Annotated in this window: 1 protein-coding gene; it reads right to left on the bottom strand. The window is 37.8% G+C overall.

What is annotated here, in order from left to right; genetic code table 11:
- Nucleotides 1–233 (bottom strand): hypothetical protein (locus AAEY72_RS16430; protein ID WP_352311767.1); only part of this gene is annotated, 233 nt, incomplete at both ends.

Genomic DNA, 233 nt, shown 5'->3' with positions numbered 1-233 from the left:
CGAGTAGGACTCACAAATCGGCTAGCCAAAATTAACAAATCTTGTTGCGAAATTGGCCCTTGACGTTTTTTTGAATCTTTTTTTGATGACCAAGGTTTAACAAAATTACTCGCTTGAATACGCTCAGCAACGCCAGCTCTAAACCAAATAGACCCTAGTACATAGCAAAATATATTCGCTAACAAAGCAATCAAAGTATCACTAACATTTGGGGTTATCGAATTGAGTAAGCC

It is taken from the genome of Psychrobacter sp. W2-37-MNA-CIBAN-0211 (genome assembly GCF_040309405.1).
Lineage (GTDB): Bacteria > Pseudomonadota > Gammaproteobacteria > Pseudomonadales > Moraxellaceae > Psychrobacter > Psychrobacter glaciei.
Note: the sequence above shows the minus strand (reverse complement) of the source record. Positions and strands in the feature narration are given on the sequence as shown.